Annotated in this window: 17 protein-coding genes; 11 read left to right on the top strand and 6 right to left on the bottom strand. The window is 65.0% G+C overall.

Annotated elements, in window-relative coordinates:
* Positions 1 to 41: 41 nt before the first annotated feature.
* The gene (locus HU736_RS14530) at positions 42 to 335 is read right to left on the bottom strand and encodes a hypothetical protein (RefSeq protein WP_186700579.1); all 294 of its coding nucleotides are present in this window, start codon (positions 333 to 335) and stop codon (positions 42 to 44) included.
* 59 nt (positions 336 to 394) lie between these two features.
* Between HU736_RS14530 and pbpC the strand changes: the two genes are divergently transcribed.
* Positions 395 to 2,755, top strand: coding sequence for a peptidoglycan glycosyltransferase PbpC (pbpC, locus tag HU736_RS14525; protein WP_186700578.1), 2,361 nt, complete (start codon positions 395 to 397; stop codon positions 2,753 to 2,755).
* A 50-nt stretch (positions 2,756 to 2,805) separates the two neighbouring features.
* Here the strand turns inward: pbpC and HU736_RS14520 are convergent, their stop codons facing one another.
* Both HU736_RS14520 and HU736_RS14515 read right to left on the bottom strand, forming a co-directional pair.
* Positions 2,806 to 3,213 (bottom strand): response regulator, encoded by a 408-nt coding sequence (locus tag HU736_RS14520; RefSeq protein ID WP_101316108.1) that lies wholly within the window; start codon positions 3,211 to 3,213, stop codon positions 2,806 to 2,808.
* Positions 3,214 to 3,265: 52 nt separating this feature from the next.
* Positions 3,266 to 3,448: a Flp family type IVb pilin gene (locus HU736_RS14515; RefSeq protein WP_101316110.1), complete on the bottom strand. Its 183-nt coding sequence runs from the start codon at positions 3,446 to 3,448 to the stop codon at positions 3,266 to 3,268.
* A 286-nt stretch (positions 3,449 to 3,734) separates the two neighbouring features.
* Here HU736_RS14515 and cpaB point away from each other — a divergent pair, with 286 nt between their 5' ends.
* The 8 genes from cpaB to HU736_RS14475 are packed head-to-tail and all read left to right on the top strand — an operon-like array spanning position 3,735 to position 11,122.
* Positions 3,735 to 4,670, top strand: a complete 936-nt coding sequence (cpaB, locus tag HU736_RS14510; protein WP_103435917.1) for a Flp pilus assembly protein CpaB — start codon at positions 3,735 to 3,737, stop codon at positions 4,668 to 4,670.
* A gap of 18 nt (positions 4,671 to 4,688) precedes the next feature.
* Positions 4,689 to 5,921 (top strand): type II and III secretion system protein family protein, encoded by a 1,233-nt coding sequence (locus tag HU736_RS14505; RefSeq protein WP_186700575.1) that lies wholly within the window; start codon positions 4,689 to 4,691, stop codon positions 5,919 to 5,921.
* A complete protein-coding gene (locus tag HU736_RS14500) occupies positions 5,918 to 7,108 on the top strand; it encodes a CpaE/TadZ family protein (protein WP_186700573.1) in 1,191 nt (396 codons plus the stop codon). The genes HU736_RS14505 and HU736_RS14500 overlap by 4 nt, the downstream gene beginning before the upstream one ends.
* Positions 7,105 to 8,361, top strand: coding sequence for a TadA family conjugal transfer-associated ATPase (locus HU736_RS14495; protein ID WP_186700571.1), 1,257 nt, complete (start codon positions 7,105 to 7,107; stop codon positions 8,359 to 8,361). The genes HU736_RS14500 and HU736_RS14495 overlap by 4 nt, the downstream gene beginning before the upstream one ends.
* The gene (locus tag HU736_RS14490; RefSeq protein WP_103435921.1) at positions 8,358 to 9,239 is read left to right on the top strand and encodes a type II secretion system F family protein; all 882 of its coding nucleotides are present in this window, start codon (positions 8,358 to 8,360) and stop codon (positions 9,237 to 9,239) included. Before HU736_RS14495 ends, HU736_RS14490 begins: the two co-directional genes overlap by 4 nt.
* Positions 9,236 to 10,129, top strand: coding sequence for a type II secretion system F family protein (locus HU736_RS14485; protein WP_186700569.1), 894 nt, complete (start codon positions 9,236 to 9,238; stop codon positions 10,127 to 10,129). Before HU736_RS14490 ends, HU736_RS14485 begins: the two co-directional genes overlap by 4 nt.
* Positions 10,130 to 10,140: 11 nt before the next feature.
* Positions 10,141 to 10,812: a tetratricopeptide repeat protein gene (locus tag HU736_RS14480; RefSeq protein WP_186700568.1), complete on the top strand. Its 672-nt coding sequence runs from the start codon at positions 10,141 to 10,143 to the stop codon at positions 10,810 to 10,812.
* A gap of 49 nt (positions 10,813 to 10,861) precedes the next feature.
* Positions 10,862 to 11,122 (top strand): DUF3613 domain-containing protein, encoded by a 261-nt coding sequence (locus HU736_RS14475; RefSeq protein WP_101316124.1) that lies wholly within the window; start codon positions 10,862 to 10,864, stop codon positions 11,120 to 11,122.
* On the opposite strand, the gene HU736_RS14470 is transcribed toward HU736_RS14475, so the two are convergent.
* Both HU736_RS14470 and HU736_RS14465 read right to left on the bottom strand, forming a co-directional pair.
* Positions 11,119 to 11,916 (bottom strand): response regulator transcription factor, encoded by a 798-nt coding sequence (locus HU736_RS14470; protein ID WP_186700567.1) that lies wholly within the window; start codon positions 11,914 to 11,916, stop codon positions 11,119 to 11,121. The two genes, HU736_RS14475 and HU736_RS14470, sit on opposite strands and share 4 nt — an antisense overlap.
* 97 nt (positions 11,917 to 12,013) lie before the next feature.
* Positions 12,014 to 12,484, bottom strand: a complete 471-nt coding sequence (locus tag HU736_RS14465; RefSeq protein ID WP_186700566.1) for an A24 family peptidase — start codon at positions 12,482 to 12,484, stop codon at positions 12,014 to 12,016.
* Positions 12,485 to 12,559: 75 nt separating this feature from the next.
* Here HU736_RS14465 and HU736_RS14460 point away from each other — a divergent pair, with 75 nt between their 5' ends.
* A complete protein-coding gene (locus HU736_RS14460; RefSeq protein WP_103435925.1) occupies positions 12,560 to 13,003 on the top strand; it encodes a TadE/TadG family type IV pilus assembly protein in 444 nt (147 codons plus the stop codon).
* Positions 13,000 to 15,636: a PAS domain-containing sensor histidine kinase gene (locus HU736_RS14455; protein WP_186700565.1), complete on the top strand. Its 2,637-nt coding sequence runs from the start codon at positions 13,000 to 13,002 to the stop codon at positions 15,634 to 15,636. The genes HU736_RS14460 and HU736_RS14455 overlap by 4 nt, the downstream gene beginning before the upstream one ends.
* Here HU736_RS14455 and HU736_RS14450 read toward each other — a convergent pair.
* Positions 15,621 to 17,570: a pilus assembly protein TadG-related protein gene (locus HU736_RS14450; RefSeq protein ID WP_367615295.1), complete on the bottom strand. Its 1,950-nt coding sequence runs from the start codon at positions 17,568 to 17,570 to the stop codon at positions 15,621 to 15,623. The two genes, HU736_RS14455 and HU736_RS14450, sit on opposite strands and share 16 nt — an antisense overlap.
* Between the last annotated feature and the right edge of the window lie 87 nt (positions 17,571 to 17,657).

Here is a 17,657-nt window from a genome sequence, read left to right as displayed (position 1 = left end):
GCGTCGCGAAAGGAGGGCGCAGCCCTCCCGGCAATCTCCAGTCAATGAATGATCCAGCTCATGACCCACAAGCCGAGGATCAGCCAGATGATCCCGGCGATGATCGAGGCGCGCATGAACGCGCGGATTGCCGAGTACAACAGCAGCAAACCGACGATCAAGGCGAGGATGCTGACCAGCGAGGTATCCATGCCCAGCGTGCGCGCCAGCCCGTCGATGAAATTGCCGCCGGCATTGGCCAGCAGATTGAACAGCCCGCTCAAGCCATCGACAATGAAGCGGATCACCGCCCCCAGTGCCTGCCCCAGCCATTCAAAAAAACCTTCTACATGCATAGTCGCGTCCTGATGATCATTCCAAGGCTTTGGCCATTACCTGGCCAGGTCGGTTCCCCATGCCAAGCTTAATACGCCCGCCCCGTCGTGCGCTGCGTGTATTGCAAACCAGTATTGCCGGTGCACTGCTGCTGGTCGGCCTGCTGTGGCTGGCCGATCGCATCTGGCCGCTGCCGATGCCGGCCGACGACCTTGCCCGGGTAGTCCTGGCCGAGGACGGTACGCCGCTCTGGCGCTTTGCCGATGCCGATGGCGTATGGCGTTATCCGGTCAGCCCCGATGAAGTGTCGCCGCTGTACCTGCAAGCGCTGCTGACCTACGAGGACCGCTGGTTCTATAGCCATCCCGGGGTCAACCCGCTGGCCCTGGCGCGGGCTGCCTGGCTCAACCTTAGCGGCGGCCGCGTGGTGTCCGGCGGCAGCACCCTGTCGATGCAGGTAGCGCGCCTGCTCGATCCGCATGAGCGGACCCTGGCCGGCAAGTCGCGGCAACTGTGGCGCACCTTACAGCTGGAATGGCACCTGTCGAAGCAGCAGATCCTGCAGATCTACCTGAACCGTGCGCCCTTTGGCGGCACCCTGCAAGGCGTGGCGGCGGCCAGTTGGGCTTATCTGGGCAAGTCGCCAAAACAGCTCACCCCAGCCGAAGCGGCCTTGCTTGCGGTGCTGCCCCAGGCCCCCAGCCGGCTGCGCCCGGACCGTCATCCGCAGCGTGCGCAGCAGGCCCGCGACAAGGTCTTGCAGCGCCTTGGCGAGTACCAGGTATGGTCAGCCCAGCAAGTCGCCGAGGCCCGTGAGGAGCCGCTGCTGCTCGCCCCGCGCCAGGAGCCGGCACTGGCGCCGCTGCTGGCCCGGAGGCTGAACACGGCGAACAGCCCGCCGCTGATCCGCACCACCCTGGATGCCTCGCTGCAGCGCCGGCTCGAAGACTTGCTGCTGGGCTGGCGCGCACGCCTGCCCGAGCGCACCTCGGCGGCGATCCTGGTGGTCGAGACACAAACCATGGCCACCCGCGCCTACATCGGCTCGATCGACATCGGCGATGCCCGCCGCTTTGGTCATGTCGATATGGTGCACGCCCTGCGCTCGCCCGGCTCGACCCTGAAACCGTTCCTGTATGGCATGGCCCTGGACGACGGCCTGATCCATTCCGAATCCCTTCTGCAGGATGTGCCGCGGCGCTATGGCGACTACAGGCCGGGCAACTTCTCGATGGGTTTCAGCGGCCCGGTGTCAGCCAGCTCGGCGCTGGCGTTGTCGCTCAACCTGCCCGCCGTGCAACTGCTCGAAGCCTACGGCCCCAAACGCTTTGCCGCGCAGATGCGCATGGGCGGTATGCCGTTGATACTGCCGCCACTGGCCGAGCCCAACCTGTCGCTGATCCTCGGTGGCGCCGGCAGCCGGCTGGAAGATCTGGTCGGCGGTTATGCAGCCCTGGCCCGTGCCGGGCAGAGTGCCCAGGTGCGCCTGCAGCCACAGGATCCGCTGCTCGAACGGCGGCTGTTGTCGCCCGGTGCGGCGTGGATCATCCGGCGGATTCTCAGCGGCCAGGCACGGCCCGACCGCGATCCTCACGCCGAACTGGTGCAGCGCCCGCAACTGGCCTGGAAGACCGGCACCAGCTATGGCTTTCGGGATGCCTGGTCGGTCGGGGTCGGCCCGCGCTACCTGATCGGGGTGTGGATAGGCCGCCCGGATGGCACCCCGGTGCCTGGCCAGTTCGGCCTGGCCTCGGCGGCGCCGCTGATGCTGCAAGTGCACGACCTGCTGAGCAACCGCGACAGCCAGCGCGGTATTCGCCCACCGGTGGAGCAGGTGCCGGCGTCGGTCGGGGTAGCCGCGATTTGCTGGCCGCTCGGCCAGCCCATGCCGCGCCAGGACGACAACTGCCGGCGCCAGCGCTTCGCCTGGACCCTCGACGGCACCACGCCGCCGACCTTGCAGGCGGCAGACCAGCCGCTCGGCCTGGGCCTGCGCGACACGGTCTGGCTCAACCCGCAGGGGTTGCGCGTGGATGCCAGTTGCCCAGGTGCCGCGGCGCAACAGATCGCGCTCTGGCCAGCGCCACTGGAACCTTGGCTGGCGCGGGTCGAACGGCGTGCGGCCCGGCTGCCGACAATTGACCCGAGCTGCCCGCCGCAGGTGCCCGCCAGCGCGCCGCCGCTGTCGATCGTCGGGGTGCGCAACGGCGATAACCTGCGCCGCCCAAGGACCAGCAGCGAGCCGTTGCAATTCTATGTCTCGGCGCTGGGCGGTGGTGGCCAACGCTGGTGGTTCCGCAACGGCCAGCCGCTTGGCGAAACTTCCGGTCAGGACAGCCTGCTGGTGCGCTTTGAGCAGGTCGGGCGGGTCGAACTGAGCGTGCTCGATGAAAGCGGCGAGACGGCGCGGGTGGAGTTTCAGGTGGATGCCGGTGGCTGAGGGCTGATCAGCGTGCCGTACGGGTCATCGAAGGTATATCGGTCGCGGCGCTAGCCGACCGACTGCATGCGTGGCTTGGGGAACAGGTTATCCAGAGTTTCCAGCAGGCGGGCGTGATAGATCGGCTTGCGGAACAGGTCCAGCACATGCAGGCGCAGCAGGTCGCTGACATCGTCCATATCGGCATGCCCGGACATCACGATCACTGGCAGGTGCTGGCGGGCCGTGTGATCGCGCAGGCGTTTGATCAAGGCGATGCCGTTCTCCTCGGGCATGCGCAGGTCGGTGATCACCAGGGCCATGTCCGGGTGCTGGGTGAGCAGCACCAGCGCGGCCTTGACCGAATTGGCGGTATGGCAGGTGAACCCCTCGTTCTCGAGCAACTCGGCCAGCTCCAGCAGGGCCTCTTCCTCATCGTCGACCAGAAGAATCTGTTGACGCAAGGAAGAAGTCAGCATGGAACGCTCCTGGTCGCTTGAGAGTGCGCAGCAGAATTGAGGGTTGGGCCACTCAACGGGTAATCGCAGTCTGGATGGTCGTCATCAACGCCGTTACCTGGGTCGATATCGGCGTGACGAACGCCGCCAGCGCTACGGCCACCATCGCCGCGATCACTGCGTACTCGATACCCGAGGCGCCGTCCTTGCTTTCGATAAAGGTTTTGCAGCGGGTATAGATCTTCAACAGCAACATGGCACATCTCCTTGCGCGGTGGGCGCCGGTGGCGGCGCGGCGTGTAGTGATACCCCTTTGCCATCAGAGCATCGTCAAACTGTGCAGACCTGCAAATGTAAGAAGGCGTTAACTACAAAGTATTAGGTTTGAACAGCTGCGCTAAATCCCTGTTTTTGTTCAGCGTCAATTTGTCGGCTGCAAATTTCCCCCCGCATTCATGGCGAAATAGCTGCTCTGCGCTACCGTGCAATAGCGAAATAGTTACTTTTGGCCATCATGGTTTTCCAGGGACAGGGGAGCGTTAATGAGCAGTCGCTTGACCATGATCCTCGCCGGTCTGTTCCTGCTGGCAGCACTGCTCGCCGGCTATTGGGGGCTGATGCTGAGCCGCCCGGCCGAGCCTGTCGCCGCACCGCCAGTGGTCGAGACCAGTGCGCCGCCAGTTGCTGCTCCGGCGCCCGTAGCCGTGCCGGAGCCTACGCGTTTCCCCATCGTGATCATGGCTCGGCAGGTCCCGGCCAATACCCCACTCAGCGCTGAAGATGTGCTGATCGAGCGTTTGCAGGTAGTCCCTGCTGGCGCCTTCAGCCAGCTCGACCAAGTGCTCGGGCGCAGCAGCACGCGACCCTTGCCGCAGGGCTTGTGGCTGGATGAACAAAGCTTTCAGAGCGGTGGCCCGCTGGCGCGGATGATCCGTCGACATGAGCGCGCCGTCGCGTTGGCGGTAGACGATGTGATCGGCGCGGCAGGGCAGTTGCGCCCGGGCGATTACGTCGATGTGCTGCTGTTTCTGCGCGAAGAAAACAACAACCCACAGGCGTCGGCGCAAGTCGTGCTGCCCGCGCTGCGGGTGCTCAGCGTCGGTGACCAGACCGGCCTGGCCAATGACGGCCGACCTGCGCAAAGCGCCGATGAGCAGCAGGCGCGGCGCGATGCGCTGGGCACGGGTGGCACGCGCACCGTGGCCCTGGCCGTGCCCGAGGCGCTGGCCAGTCGGCTGATGCTCGCCGCTCAGGCCGGCACCTTGCGCCTGGCAGTGCGCAGTGCCGATGAGCAGCTGCTGGCCGGCTACTGGGCCGAGCGCCAGGCCGAGTCACAGTTGCAAAGCGCCAACCGCGAGCTGTTCCGGTTCAGTCAGTTGTCGCAGGTGCCGCCAGCCAAGGCCGCGCCCAGCGGCGCTGTGGCCGGCATGCAGATTATTCGTGGTGCCCACAACCAAGCGCCAGCAGACACCCCCTGACCCAGCAAGGATGCAGCCATGCGTAGTTCCTCGCGGTTATTCACTCCGTTGTGCCTGGCGTTGACGCTGCTCGGCGCCGCGCCTTGTGCACAAGCGGCTGACAAAGGCTGTGCCGCGGTGGCCGAGTTGCCCTCGGTGATCGAGATGGACCAAGGCCTGCAGCAGGAGCTGCGTCTGCCGCTGGCCATCAGCCGGGTGGCCGTCGGCGAACCCAAGGTGGCCGACGTGCAGGCCAGCGGCCCGCGCGCGGTATTGCTGACGGCGCTGGCGCCTGGCAGTACCAGCCTGATGCTGTGGACTGCCTGCGCGGCGGCGCCGCACCGAGCGATGTTGTTCGTCAAAGGCAGTGCCTCGGTGGACATGGCGCTGCCCTCGCAGGATGAGCAACTGCCGATCCAGGTACAGGCCGACATCCGCTTTGTCGAAGTGCATCGCAGCAAATACAAGGAAGCCGGTGCGCGGTTGTTCTTCAGTGGATCGAACAACAGCCTGATCGGCTCGCCAGGCAGTGTGCCGGGCGTCAATGTCTCGCCCGGCAACGTGCCGGTGGCGCGGCCGCTGATCCCGCTCAACGACAATGTCTTCAACATCGTCTGGGGTGGCGGCAGCAGCCGCTTTCTGGCAGCCATCAGCGCGCTGGAAAACAGCGGGTTCGCCTACACCCTGGCCCGTCCCAGCCTGACCGTGCTCAGCGGCCTGACCGCAAGTTTTCTCGCCGGTGGCGAAATCCCTATCCCGGTGCCGAGCGCCGGCAGCGACAACGTGTCGATCGAGTACAAGGAGTTCGGCGTGCGTCTGGCGCTGACGCCGACGGTGGTCAGCCGTGATCGCATCACCCTCAAAGTGGCACCCGAGGTCAGCGAGCTGGACTACAACAATGCCGTGAATATCGCTGGTACCTTGGTGCCCGGGCTGAGTGTGCGGCGTACCGACACCAGCATTTCGCTGGCCGATGGCGAGAGCTTCATCATCAGCGGGCTGGTCAGCAGTAATACCCGCTCCTCTGTAGACAAGCTGCCAGGGCTCGGCAACCTGCCTGTGCTTGGTGCGTTCTTTCGTCAGTCGGCACTGGTGCGTGAAGAGACCGAACTGCTGATGATCGTCACCCCCCATCTGGTCCAGCCCCTGGCCGCCAACGCCCGACTGCCGGAGCTGCCCGGCGAAAGTCTGCGCAGTTACGACCCCAGCTGGGGACGCTTGTTTTTCATGGAAAACGGCAACTTCGACGGCCGTAGCGGGTTATCACGATGACTGACAGCCTCAATCAGACCTACCTGGCGATCACCCGCAATGAAGAAGACCTGCACTGGTTGCAGGTCGCCTTGGCACCGCTCGGCCAGGTCATCGGCGCCAGCGGCGGCAGCCTCGATGAACTGCTGGCACTGGTCGACGTGACCTTCAGCAACCTGGTGTTCATCGGCCTGGACCGTGAGCAGTTGGTCAACCAGTGCGCGCTGATCGAAGGCGTACTCGAGGCCAAGCCGATGCTGGCCATCGTTGCCCTTGGCGACGGCATGGACAACCAGCTGGTGTTGCACGCCATGCGCGCCGGGGCGCGCGACTTCGTTGCCTACGGCTCGCGCTCGAGTGAAGTTGCCGGGCTGGTGCGGCGCCTCGGCAAACGTCTGCCGGCGGTGTCCAGCAACCCCAGCCTGGGCGGCCTCACTGTGCTCTATGGTGCTCAGCGTGGAGCGGACGGTGCCTTGCTCACCACCCATCTGGCGCGGGTAGTCCAAGACAGCGGCCAGCAGACCCTGCTGCTCGACCTGGGCCTGCCGCGTGGCGACAGCCTGGCGCTGCTCGGGCTGGAAGCCTCGTTCTTTTTTGGCGACGCCTTGCGCCACCTGCGGCGCCTCGACACCTCATTGATCGACAGCGCGTTTAGCCGTGACAACAGCGGTCTGCGCATTCTGGCCTACGCCGACACCGACGAGCCCTTGCGCAATACCAGCGCCGCCGAGCTGTACATGCTGCTCAGCGCCTTGCGCCAGCACTTTCAGCATATCGTCGTCAACCTGACCGGGCAGGCCGACAGCGAAGCCCTGCGCACCATCATCAGCCACTGCGACAAGCTGATCGTGTATACCGACCAGAACATCCTCGACTGCCGGCGCAACCTGGAAGTGCTCGATCAATGGCGCGACCGCGGCATCAAGCTGGAGCACGCCAGCCTGCTGGTCGACTGCTACCTGCGCAACCTGGCGCCGGATGCCGATGCCCTGGCCAAGCGCTATGGCTTGCCGCTGCTCAAGGTACTGCCGTACAGCCCGGAGCTGCGCCTGAATGCCAAGAATCAGGGCTTGAGCCTGTTCGAGCTGGCCCCGCGCGAGGCCCTCACGCAAGCCTTGCACAGCCTTGGCGAGCGCCTGGCGCATCGCTCCGAGAGCCTTGAGCGACCGTCCCTGACCTGGCTGCGCCGCCTGTGGTGGAGCAAATGAGCGGCGACGAACTGTTCGGCGGGCCACGCCATGCTGCAGCTGAACCGCAGGCGCTCAAGCGCGCACTGCACCGGCATGTGATCGACAGCATCGAAGACAGCGGCCGCAGCCTGCTCGAAGGCGCCCGACCGGCGCTGACCCATTTCGTCTACGAGCAGGTCGGCGACTATGTCGCGCGCCTGCGCCTGGCCCTTTCGCGTTATGAAATGGAGCGCATGGCCGAGGAACTGGTCGATGAGCTGACCGGATATGGCCCGCTGGAGGTACTGCTGCGCGACCCCAGCGTGACCGAAATTCTGGTCAACGGGCCGCACCGGGTATTTGTCGAACGCGCCGGTTTGCTGCAATTGACCGACCTGCGCTTCATCGATGCGCAGCATGTCGAGCGGGTCATGCAGCGCATTCTTGCGCCACTCGGGCGGCGCCTGGATGAATCATCGCCAATGGTTGATGCGCGCCTGCCGGATGGCAGTCGGGTCAACGCGATTATCCCGCCGGTGGCGTTGGACGGGCCGTGCCTGTCGATTCGCAAGTTTCGCAGCGACATGCTCAAGGGCGCCGACCTGCTTGCCACTCGGGCCATTGACCAGGCCATCTTCGACTTCCTCGAACGGGCGGTGGGCCGGCGCTGCAATATCCTCGTCAGCGGCGGTACCGGTACCGGCAAGACCACCCTGCTGAATATCCTCAGCCAGATGATCGCCCCGCAGGAGCGTCTGGTGACCATCGAGGATGTGGCCGAACTGCAATTGCATCACCCCCATGTGGTGCGCCTGGAGACGCGCCCGCCGAATGTCGAAGGGCATGGCGAGATCAAGTCCAGCGAGCTGATCCGCAACGCCCTGCGCATGCGCCCGGACCGCATCCTGCTTGGCGAGATCCGGGGCGGCGAAGTGCTCGACGTGCTGACCGCGATGAACACCGGGCATGACGGCTCGATGAGCACGGTGCACGCCAACACCGCCCAGGACGCCTTGCTGCGGCTGGAGACGCTGGTCGGCCTGAGTGGTCGGCAGATTGCCGAGAAGACCCTGCGCCAGATGATCTGCGCCGCGCTCGACGTGGTCATCCAGCTGACCCGCCTGGCCGATGGCCGGCGCTGTGTCAGCGAGGTGCTGGAAGTGGTCGGGGTGCGCGACGACGTCTACGTCACCAACACCCTGTTCCGCCTCGACCGGCGCGGCGGCGATGTGTTCTTGCGCGATGCGCCGAACCCCGCCGGGGCCAAGCTGCGCAACGACGGTGTGCTGTGAGCGGGGCGCTGCTGCTGGCCCTGTCGCCCCTGCTGCTGGGGGTGGCACTGCTGCTGTTGCGCCAGGGCCTGTACAAGCGCGGCGAAGAGCGCACGTTGCTGCGCCTGGGCCGCGCTTTTAGCCTTGTGCGCAGCGGCAAGGCCCGCCGCGACTGGTTTGATCCGCTGCTGCAACGCGCAGGTTTCGACACCGCGCAGTTCAACCCCAAGCCGTGGCTGCTGGGCTGGCTGGCCGGGGTGATCGTCGCGCAACTGGCAGCGGGCTGGACGGCGGCACTGATGCTTGCGCTGAGTGTGCCTGTGCTGGGTCGGCTGTACCTGAGCTGGCGTTATCGGCGCCGGGTGCGTTTGATCATCGAGCAACTGCCCGGCCTGCTCGACTACAGCGTGCGCAGCCTGAAGGCCGGCCGCACGCTCAATGACGCTGTGCTCGGCGGTATCGATGGTACGCGCGAGCCGTTGCAGTCGGCCATGCAGCGGGTACGCCGCAATGTGCGCCTGGGGGTGAGCCTGGACGTTGCCGTGAGCGAGCTGGCCGAGCTGTACGACCAGGCCGAGCTGCGCCTGTTTGCCATGGGCCTGCGCATCAATCAGCAGTACGGCGGCAATGCCAGCGAGCTGATGGAAAACCTGATCAAGTTGATTCGCGAGCGTGAGCAGGGTGCACGCCAGCTCAAGGCAATGACCGGCGAAACCCGCGTGACGGCATGCATTCTCGGCGCGCTGCCGCTGACCATGGTCGGCTATTTCTTGGTCGGTAATCCCAGTTACCTGCTGGGCATGTGGCGCGACAGTCAGGGCCAGATGCTGTTGTTGCTGGCATTTGCCCTGCAGTTGCTCGGCTGCCTGGTGTTGTGGCGCATGATGAGGAGCCTGTGAGCGCGGCCTGGCTGCTGTGCGCGCTGTGCCTGTTGGCCGGCTGCGGGCTGCTGGCTGCGCAGTTGCTGCGCCGGCTGCGCACGCGCTTGCTGATTGCCCGGCGCTTGCAGGGCCAGTTGGCACGGCAAGAGCGTTTTGGTGACTGGCTGCAATGGCTGGGTAGCACTGGCCTGGGCCGGCGCCTGCAAAAGCTCGATGGCGAAACCCAGACCTTGCTCGATCGCCTGGGCTGGCGCCGCAGCCGCCAGCGCGCACTGTTTGCGGCGGTGCAACTGGGTCTGCCGCTGCTGGCGGTGGTGTTGGCGCTGCTGCTTCAGCATGGCGTGGACGGGGTTTGGGCTGGCCACTGGCTGGTGCTGCCGCTGTGCGCGTTGGGCATGGGTTATCTGCTGCCCAAGCGATTCCTGGCGGTGGCCGCCGCGCGTCGTCAGCAGCGGATCGCCCATGAAATCAGCTTGCTGATCCCGTTGCTGCGCATCCTCTTCGAGACCGGGCTGACCGTCGAGCAGGCGCTACGGGTGTTGAGCCAGGAAGGCCGCACGCTGGTGCCGCAGATCAGCGAAGAGTTGCGCCTGATTCTGCAACGGGTCGACTCCGGCCTGACCTTGGCTGGCGAGCTGGAGAAAACCGCCAACCTGCTGGCTGTCGACGAGTTCAGCGACACCTGCGTGATTCTGCGCCAACTGCTGGTACAGGGCAGCGGTGCGTTGAAGTCACTGCTGGCACTGAAAAACCTGCTCGATGACCGGCGCCTGACACGCCTGCAAGAGCGTGTATCGAAGATGTCGGCGAAGATGTCGGCAGTGATGATGGTGTTTCTGTTCCCGGCCTTGCTGATCGTGCTGGCGGGGCCGGGTTTGACTGCGTTGGCACGGGCATTGGGCTCGTGAGGGGAGGGCTGATGAAGCGATTGATGGTACTGCTGGGCGTGCTCGCCCTGAGTGGTTGCGCCGGACAGGCGCCTGGCAGCTTGGCACAGATGCTCGGCAGCGGCGGTTGCGCCAAGCCGGACGCTGACCAGCAACTGGCGCTCAACCTTGCCGATGAAATGCTCAATGAAGGCCGCCCGCACGCGAGCCTGGCGCACCTGCAGGAGCTGCCTGACAGCTTTGCCCAGGTGCGCCTGCGCAAAGCCAAGGTGTCGCGCCTGCTTGGTCGCAGCGAAGCCGAGCCGTTGTACCACAGCCTGCTCGGCGGCTGCCTGGCGGCCGAGGGCGAACATGGTCTGGGCCAGTTGGCCTCGGCCCGCGGCGATGATGTGCAGGCGCTGCAGAACCTGCAGCGTGCCGTGCGCCTGGCACCGACCGATGAAAAGGTGCGCAATGACCTGGGCGTGGTGCTGATGAGTCTGGGCCGGCATGAACAGGCCCGCTTCGAGTTTCTCACGGCGCTGGAGCTCAAGGACGACAACCAGCTGCCGGCAGTCAACCTGGTGACCTTGTCGCTGCTGCAGGACAACTGGCAGCAGGCGGCTGATCTGGTCGCCCGGTTGCGCCTCAAGCCGCAGCAGTTCGCCGAGGCCCAGGCGCGGGCCAAGCAATTGCAGGCCATTGCGCGGGCGCCAGTCAGCTGATCGCTAACGCCAGCGGCGCTGGCAACCGGCCTATATGGAGACAGTCGTCATGCTCAAATCGTTGATCCTGCTTGCCTGCATCGCCTTCCCAATTGACGCGTTGGCGGCTGAAACCACCTATCCGCCGCCAGCCGAGACTGCCACCGAAGCACTGCTGCGGGTGCAGTCGAGCAATCAGCAGGCCTCGAGCAGGCCCCAGCAGCAGACTGCTCGCGAACGCGACCAGTCCATGCAGCGCTGGCTGGACAGCTACAAGTATCAGATCCCGGACTTCTTCCGCTGGGAGAAGGTCAGCTCCGAGAAAAACTAGTGGGTGGTGAAGCGCTGATGCAGCGGTGATGCCCGCGGCGTCAGCGCCAGGGCCAGTTGGGTACGGTTATGCATGTGGGTCAGGCGCAGCGCCTGCGACACGTACAGTTTTACCGTGTTTTCGGTGATGCCCAGCTCGCAGGCAATCTGGTAATTGGTCTTGCCCTTGCTCACCAGCTTGGCCACTTCAAGCTGGCGCGGCGAGAGCTTGTCGAACACGGCTGGCAGCTCGCTTTCGCCTTCTGGTGCATCGCCGGCGCGGCGGTGAACGCCTTGGCCGCGGGCTTTTTCCAGGTCCTGATAAAGGTCATCGATCGAGTCGGCCAGGTACTGCAGACGCTCATTCAAGGTGCCCAGCTCGCGGAAGTTGCGCCGCCGCTCAAGCAGGGCCTGTTCCTGCCGGCGCACGCCGGCCAGCAGCTCGTTGAGGTCCATGGGTTTTTGGTAGTAGTCGGCAAAGCCTTCGCGCAGGGCGCGGATGACGTCCTGCTTGTCGGCGCGGCCGGTCAGCATGATTGCCTCGAACATACGCTGGCGTCCGGCCAGCTCCTTCAGGGCGCGCATCAGCTCGATACCATCGCGCTCCGGCATGTGCAGGTCGCTGAGGACCAGGCCAATGCCATCGTCGGCCTGAAAGTGCTCCAGCGCCTCCGCCGTCGAGTGGGCGGCAAAACAGGTGTAGCCTTGATTCTCGAGAAACTCACACAGCTCTTCGACGATTACCGGCTGGTCGTCGACTACCAGCACCTTCACCTCGCTTACCGATTTGCTCACGCTCAACTCCCTGTTCAACATTTGCCGCTCCCATGCCAGACATGCTCACGCTATGGACAGTAGTCCGACCTCGTGATTATGTACAAAGCCTGTACAACTTATGCGACAGCAGGTCGCGCTATTGGATCCATACAGATGCCAAGAGGAAGCCGACCAGCACGTAAGGGGCAAATGGCTGCTTGTCGCCAACCTGTTCGGCGAGGGTCTGCAGGCGTTTTTTCACTTTGGGGTTGAGCAGGCTCCACAACCGCCGACGCGTCAGCAGCCAGAACAACACAGCCACGCCGGCGCCGATGAAGGTGCCGAGTACGTAGTAATGACTGGTGGCCAGAGCCAGGGCGCCCATCAGCTTGACGTCGCCCGCGCCGAAGCGCCCGAGCATATAGCCGGGCAAGGTCAACAGCATGACGATGGCCAGGGCCCAGCCGGCTTCACTGGCATCGGCGCCGATCCAGCTCTGGCCGGTGGCGAACAGCCAGGCCAGGGCGCAGGCAGCCACGCCCAGGGTGAGCGTGTTGGAGATCTGCCGTTCACGGACATCCTGTTCAGTACACAAGGCCAGCCACATCAAGACAACTATGCTGTGCATTGGCAAATCGCCATCCCTATTCGTTGAACACTTCTATGCTCAGAGGCAGGTTTCATAGTCAGGGTAGACGCGAACATGCAAGCAGGCCCGGCGGGACGGCAAAAAGGCGCAGCAGCCATCGAATTTGTCGCTGTATTCATGGTGTTTTTTGCAGTGTTCTATGGGCTGGTCAGCTATGCGCTACCGATGCTCATGCTGCAATCGTTCAATCAGGCCAGCAGCGAGGCGGTACGCCGCTGTGTGGCCCTGGACCCCACCAGTGCCTCGTATGCCAGTGATGTGCAAAACGTTGCCCGTCAGGCCATCGACCAGCAACTGGCGTGGATGCCGGCGGCGCTGGGTTTTCGCTCGGCCACCGATGCCCAGGTCAGCCTGGCGGCGAACAAGCTGCTGACGGTGACCATCGACTATCCCCGTGAGCGCCTGACCGCGTTGGTGCCGGTGCTGCGCTTGCCCTTGATCGGCGAGGTGCCGCGCCTGCCGGCGCGGCTCAAGGCCGAAGCGAGCCTGCAATTATGAGCGGCCTGTTCGATCGTTGGCGCACGGCGGCCGAGCCGGCCGCAGACTATCACCCAGCGATGCCGATCGGCTTGCAGGTCTGGCTGGACGATCAAGCGCGGGTATTGCGCCTGGCCGGCCCGCTGCGCAGCGTGCTCGCTTTGCCCGCGCCGGGCGCTGGGCGACTGCACGATTACCTGCAGCGGCGCAGCTGGCTGGCGATCGAAGGGGCGCCGGCCGATTGGCAAGGGCAGCCACTGGACCTGGATTTTCATGGCGTGCTTGGCCAGCCATTGCACACCCGCGGCTGGCTGCTGCGCCAGAGCGAGGGCTGGATGCTGCAGCTGTTCGATATCGGTGACCTGCTGCACGAACACGCCAGCACGCAGCAGCAACAGGTCGAGCAGCAGCTTGCAGCCGACATCAGCCGTGCCCTGCGCGACTGCAGTGAAGCGCATCTGCAGCAAACCGTCAGCGAACAACTGCAGCGCCTGGCCGAGTACTGGCAAGCGGCCTCGCTGCAGTTGTTACTCTGCGACGATCAACAGTGGCGCAGCTACGCCCGCAGTGACGCAACCTGGCCCTGGCCTGACCCCAGCCGTTTGCAGCCGTGGTTGGCGCAGTTGCCCGCGCAGGGCTTGCTCGATGGCCCTGCGTCTGCCGAGTTGCAGGCGCTGTGTGCCGACCCCGGCCTATGCCTGCTGCCTTATCGGCAAGGGCCGCAGGTGCAAGCCTGGCTGCTGTGCGCAGGCGTCGCCACGCCGCTGCACGGCGAGCCAGCACAGGCCTTGATGCAGGCGCTGCTGCAACCGCTGCTGGGCCACCTGCACCAAGCGCGCAGTGTGCATCAGGCGCGGCATCTGCAGCAGTTGCAGCAGCAGTTGGGCGCGGGTTGGTGGGAGTGGTCGCTGCATGGCCCGCTGCAGCTCGACCCAGGCCTTGCCGCCAGCCTTGAGCTGCCTGCGCAAGTGAGCCTGGAGCAATGGTTGGCGCGGCTGCATCCGGCCGACCGCGAACCGGTGCAGTTGGCGCTTGAGCAAGCCTGGGCGGGCCGCGAGCTGAGCGTTAGCCTACGCCTGCTGGGCACTGAAGCACTGCGGTGGTTGCATTGGGCAGGGCAATTGCAGGGCCGCCAGTTGCGCGGCTTCATCCTCGACGTCAGTGCGCTCAAGGCCCAGGAGCTGCAAACCAGCGCCGCGCGGGCCCGGCTGGAAAACCTGATCGCCAGCTCGCCGGCAGTGATCTATGTGCAGCGCTGCAGCGACGGCGCGCTGCACAGTGAATTCTTCAGCGCCAGCTTGCAGCCCATGCTTGGCTGGGCGGCCGACAGCGAGCAGGCGCGCCAGCCTGGCCTGGCCGTGCACCCGGATGATCATGCGCTGTGGTTGCAACGCACCCGCGACCTGCTGCGCGAGGGCCAGGCCCGCTGCCGCGTGCGCCTGCGCGACAGCCGCGGCGGTTATCACTGGATTCTTGATGAAGCGCGCTTGCTGCGTGATGACCTCGGCCAGCCGCTGGAAGTGGTCGGCCTGTGGCTGGATGTCAGCGAGGCCACCGAAGCGGCTGAGCGCGTGCGCCTGAGCGAAGAGCGCTATCGGGTGCTGGTAGAAGACTCGCCTGCGATGATCTGCCGCTACCGGCCTGACCTGAGCCTGATGTTCGGCAACCGGCCACTGGCCGACTACCTGCAATGCACGCCGGAGCAACTGGTAGGGATGGATCTGGGGCAGTGGTTGTCGCCGGCGCAGCGCGCAGCGTTTGTCGAGCGGCTGCGGCAGCTGACCCCGGAGCAGCCGCTGAGCAGCAGCGAAATCTGTCTGCAGCTGCCCGGCCGCGAGCACGCCTGGTGGATCTGGGCCGACCGCGGCCTGTTCGACGAGCACGGCCAATTGCTGGAAATCCAGGCCGTCGGGCGCGACAACACCGAAGTGCGGCGCAGCCAGCTGCAACTGCTGCAAGGGGCCAAGATGGCGACCTTGGGTGAACTGGCGACCGGCCTGCTGCACGAGATCAATCAGCCGCTCAATGTCATCCGGATGGCCACCGTCAACACCATCAAGCGAGTGGAAAACGGCCTGGCCGAGACCGACTATCTGTTGGAGAAGCTGCGCCGAATCGAGGCGCAGACCGATCGCGTGGCGCGGCTGGTTGACCATATGCGCGTGTTCGGCCGGCGCTCGGAAGTAGAGCGCGAGTGGTTCCCGGCCTGGGCCGCAGTGACCGCTGCGGTGGCGTTGCTCGATGAAGGCCTGCGCGGCAAAGGCGTGAGCGTGCAGGTCAGCGTGCCAGATGAGCAGCCGCAAGTGCTTGGCCATCAAGATCAGCTCGAACAGGTGTTGATCAACCTGCTGGTCAACGCCCGCGATGCATTGCTCGGGCTGGGGCGGCGCGACGCGGCGATCAGCCTGCACCAGAGCCTTGAGCCGGGCAGCGTGGTGCTGTGGGTGCAGGATAATGGCGGCGGCATCGATCCCCAGCTGCATGAGCGCATCTTTGAGCCGTTCTTCACCACCAAGCCTGCCGGCGTCGGTACCGGCCTTGGCCTGTCGGTCAGTCATGGCATCGTCAGCGCCATGGGCGGCAGCCTGCAGGTGAGCAACCAGGGCGACGGTGCCTGTTTCTGTATGCGCCTGCCATGTCACAGCATCAGCTGAGCGCGGCCCCCGGCGCAGGTCAGGTTGGCACCTACGGCCGCGTTGTTGAGGTCGATCCCGAGTACCTTCAGCAGGGCGTTGACCAACGGATCAAGGAGGGGGCTGAGCAGGCTTTTGATCACCGGCTCCAGCAGCAGCTTGACGCCGTCGAGCAGGCCGGCGGTCAGCACCAGAATGTCGCCCAGGCCGCTGTTGCTGGTGGGCTTGTAGGCCTCCAGATGAATCCCCATCAGGGTATCGCTGAGGCTGGCGACCACCAAGGTGTCCGCCAGCGGCAGATACGCCGGCGGCAGGCCGATGTTCGGCGGTTCGCTGCTGGCTTTGAACAGCAACGGCAGGTCCAGCGGGCCGCTGCCGAGGACCTTGCTGTTGACCCGCACACCGATGCCGCCACCGGCATACGGCACCCGGGTGCCGCACGAGGGCGGCAGGATCAGCAGGCGGCTGCAATAGTTGGTACCGATGTCGATCAGCGGCAGCGCCTTGACTGCTGTGGTGCCTTGGGTGAAGAAGGTCTCAGGGGTATCGAATTTGCCGACCGCGATTTTTACCGCTGATTTGCGCGACGCTGTTTTCAGGCTCTTGGGTGAGCAACTGAACGCATCCGCCGCAGTGGGCGTGAGCATCGCGCTGGCCTCGGCCACTTCCAGGCCGATGTCGATGTGCAGCTTGTCTTCGAGCAGTTTGATGTCGCTGACCTTGCACGGTATCCCGAGCGCGCAGCCTACCGATTGCAGCGTGCCGGACAGATTGAGGCTGAGCAGATTGTTGAGGATATTGGTCAACGGCGCCGCCAGGTCGAGCACTGCATTGAGCAGCCCGGCGATGCCACCCAGCAGGGGCAGGTCAAGGGAGATCAGTGCCCGGATCTGCGCAGTGTGGACAGCCAGTTGATCCTTGCTCGGGTCGCCGATTGCCGAGATCTGCTGCGGCTCGATCACCTTGATGCGCACGCGGCCGTTGAGCAGCCCCAGCACGCTGAGCGGCAGATCGGCGGTTACCGCGCTGTCCCTGGCGGCCAGCTGGATCACCCCCTGCACCAGTTGCAGCAACTGGACGTTCGCATCCAGGCCGGCTTGGGCGGTGCCGTTCTGAATGTTCAGCAGTTCGCCCAGATTGAGCAGGGTACCGTTGGCGCTGCCGGCCGCCAGATTGCCCAGGTTGGTCACTACATCCGCTGCAGCGCCGCCTTGCTGCAAGACCTTGGCGGCGGCGTTGAGTAACTGGCTCAGGGTGGCGTCTGCGTTGAGCAGTTGCTGATAGTCGCCGGCATTGACCTTGAGGTCGATGGCCAACTGATCGAGGTATTTGAGCAGGTTGATGTCTGTGTCGGCGATACCCTGCCAGCCGACGAGGCTGAGTTGCGTACTACTCCCAAGCGCACTCAACAGGCCATTGAGCAATCCCGACTGGCGCGAATCGAGATTTACCAGGGTCGTGCGAATGCGCAGCATGGCCTGGGCGGGGAGGGGCTTGGCCGCTACGGCGCTGGCGCGCAAGGTCGAGGTGGCTGGCAGCTGGCCGTTGCGCACCAGCGCGAACACGCCGCCGGCAATGCTGGTAGTGACCGTATGGCTGACATCAACCTTGATCACTTCGGCACGGGCATTGTTGCTGGTAAAGGCGCGCACGCTGTGGGCGCCGGTCTGCAGGTAGCCACAAAGCGCCTGCAGCGGATCCTCCGGCAAGTGGCCGTTGCGGGTCGCCGCAGCGCGGGCAATGGCGCTGGCTTGTGGGCCGCTGCCCGTGCACACGGCGGATTGGCCGGCGGCTTCCAGCGCCGCCATGTCGGCAACCCGCTGCGACTTGCGTTGCTCAAGATAGAGCCGGCCGCTGTCGACTAGCAACAATAGAAACAGCAACGCCAGGCCGAGCGTCATCGCCGCCATCAGGCCGATTGCGCCGCGTTGGCGCAGGGCAGAACGCGTACCCACAGGCACTCCTTTGCCGACCTTCAGCCATGCAGCGTGGCGGCGGTGCCAGGAGTGTAGTCAAGATGATGGCGAGTTGCCTTGATGGCA

This window comes from Pseudomonas shirazensis, assembly GCF_014268785.2.
Taxonomy (GTDB): domain Bacteria; phylum Pseudomonadota; class Gammaproteobacteria; order Pseudomonadales; family Pseudomonadaceae; genus Aquipseudomonas; species Aquipseudomonas shirazensis.
The sequence above is the reverse complement of the archived record's forward strand: the minus strand, read 5'-3'. Positions and strand labels throughout refer to the sequence as shown.